Raw genomic sequence first — 2646 nt, forward strand, 5'->3', positions numbered from 1 at the left:
TATAGCGCGACAATCTGGATGGGAAGCGCGCGACAATCAGGATGGGGAGTCGGTGTCGCGGCGAGGTGATGATTGCCGCGATGATTGTCGCGCGCAAGAGTTTTGTTCGCTCTGATTGTCGCGGAGCGTCAATCAGCGAATGTTTTTGGTGTCGCGTGCGAGGATGGTCGCCCTGGACCACGCTTCCGCTCGAGCGCGGTGCGCCTGCGATAGCTTTCGACGTTCATCTCGACGATGGTGGCGTGGTGAACGAGGCGATCGATGGCGGCGAGCGTCATAGCAGGATCCGGGAAGACCCTGTTCCACTCTCCAAAGGGCTGATTGGCGGTGATCAGCATGGAACGCCGCTCGTAGCGAGCGCTGATGAGCTCGAACAGCACGCTGGTCTCGGCCTGGTCCTTGGTGACGTAGGCAAGATCATCGCAGATCAGGAGGTCGAAGCGATCGAGGCGGTTAATGGCGGCCTCGAGATTGAGCTCGCGCCGCGCTACCTGGAGCTTCTGGACGAGATCGGTGGTGCGGGTGAAGAGGACGCGCCATCCGTTCTCGATAAGGGCCAGGCCGATGGCTGCCGCCAAGTGACTCTTGCCGCCGCCGGGCGGGCCGAACAGCAGCAGATTGGCGCCCTTGCCGAGCCAACCATCGCCGGCGGCGAGCGCGGTCACCTGCGCCTTGGAGATCATCGGCACAGCCTCAAAGTCGAAGTTGTCGAAGGTCTTTCCAGCGGGCAGCCGCGCCTCGACGAGATGGCGCTCGACGCGGCGGCGGCCGCGTTCGGCGATCTCGTGCTCGGCAATGGTGGCGAGGAAGCGGGCTGCCGGCCAGCCTTCCTTGTCGGACTGCTCGGCAAATTGCGGCCACAGCACCTTGATGGCTGGCAGCCGCAACTCGTTGAGCAACAGATTGAGGCGCGCGGTGTCAATGGTGTTGGCCGTGCTCATGCGGCACCTCCGATCTCGCCAGCACCGACGAGGCACTCATAAGTGGCGAGCGGTGCGAGCTGCACCACGACGTGCGGCACGCAGGCCGGATCGGGAGCGAAGTAAGCGCGCAGCCGGTTGAGGTCGGGCAGTCGGCCGGCATCAAGCTCGGTCGCGAGCTGATTGGCGAGTTCGGCCTCGCAGCCGCGCTCATGGGCCAGTGCGAGCAGATCGACCATGATCCGGCAGGCTTTCCTGTCCGGTAGCCGTTCGCGCAAGCAATCGAAGGTTCGGCGATAGGCATCGCGCGGGAACAGCCGATCACGGTAGACGAGATTGAGCAGCGCCATTGGCTTGCGCCGCAAGGAATGGATCACGTGCCGATAATCGACGACCTGGTCGTGCTTACCGTTGGGATGCGGCCGCCCACGCGGCAGGGTGACGAGATGGGTGCCGCCGACAAACACGTCGAGACGATCGTCGTAAAGACGCGCCCGCAGTTGGTGCCCGATTAAACGCGACGGCACGGTGTAAAACACCTTGCGCAAGGTGAAGCCGCCGCTTGACGTCACGCGGACAATCACCTCCTCGTAGTCCGAGGTGCGGCGATCTGGCAACGCCTGCAGGGTGGCGCGCTCGTGGTCGATCCGCTTGGCGTTGCGGGCATTGCGGCGGCTGACGATCTCGTCGATGAAGCCTCGATAGGCGGCAAGATCATCGAAGTCGGCAGTGCCGCGCAACAGCAGCGCATCGGCGATTGTCCGCTTGAGATGGCCATGCGAGCTCTCGATCGCCCCGTTCTCGTGGGCGATGCCGCGATTGTTGCGGGAAGGCCGCATGCCGTAGTGAGCGCAGAGGTCCTCGTACCGCTTGGTCAGATCGTCCCTTGCATTGCGATCGAGATTGCAGAAGGCGGCCGACAGGCTGTCGGTCCGATGCTCCCGCGGTGCCCCACCGAGCGACCACAGGGCATTCTGCAGCCCTTCGGCCAATGCGACGAAGCTCTCGCCACCGAGCACAACATGGGCGTGTTCAAACCCGCAATAGGCCAACCGGAAGTGATAGAGGCGATGATCGAGCGTCACGCCAGCGATGGCGACCCCAAGCTCGCCCATATCGGTGAAGTCGGACAGGCCGACCTGGCCCACTTCGTGGGTCTGGCGGAAGATGACCTCCTGCTCCTCGCCGTGGATCGCCCGCCAGGCGCGGATCCGGCGCTCGAGCGTGCGGCGGATTCCAGCCCCCAGCTCAGGATGGCGTCGGAGCATCTCCTCGAAGATCGCCACAGGCCGCACGCCGGGAGCCGCCTTCAGCATCGGCACGACCTCCAGGCCGAAGACGTTGGCCAAGGGATCCGGCCGGCGCCTTTGCCGCGGTGACTTCTTTTGCGACGGAAGACGCAGATCCTTCTCGAGCCGATAGGCGGTCGACGAACTGAACGACGCCTTCGCGGCCGCCTCTGGCGGCGAATTGGTTTGACGGAACTTCATGTAGAGCCTCATCTGGTGATCGGTGACATGGCAGCCTGGCAACGGGTGATTCCTCTTTGGCGAGAAGAACCATCCATCACCGGCCAGCCGCGATCACCAGACGGCGCGGTCCGCTCGGATCGCGCCGTCGCCGGGCTCGTAACTCCGGTCGGGCTACGCCCTCCCTGCGTCACGAGCCCGGCGAAGCTCTCTCATCCTGATTGACGCTGCACTTCCATCCTGATTGCCGCGCCGCA

Annotated in this window: 2 protein-coding genes; both read right to left on the reverse strand. The window is 64.2% G+C overall.

All coding sequences use genetic code 11. The features are described from left to right. Positions 1–128 precede the first annotated feature (128 nt). Positions 129–941, reverse strand: coding sequence for an IS21-like element helper ATPase IstB (istB, locus tag ABIB95_RS47240; protein ID WP_354249222.1), 813 nt, complete (start codon positions 939–941; stop codon positions 129–131). Next, positions 938–2452, reverse strand: coding sequence for an IS21 family transposase (istA, locus tag ABIB95_RS47245; RefSeq protein WP_502917977.1), 1515 nt, complete (start codon positions 2450–2452; stop codon positions 938–940). Before istA ends, istB begins: the two co-directional genes overlap by 4 nt. Positions 2453–2646 lie beyond the last annotated feature (194 nt).

Source organism: Bradyrhizobium sp. LA2.1 (assembly GCF_040547725.1).
GTDB lineage: Bacteria > Pseudomonadota > Alphaproteobacteria > Rhizobiales > Xanthobacteraceae > Bradyrhizobium > Bradyrhizobium barranii.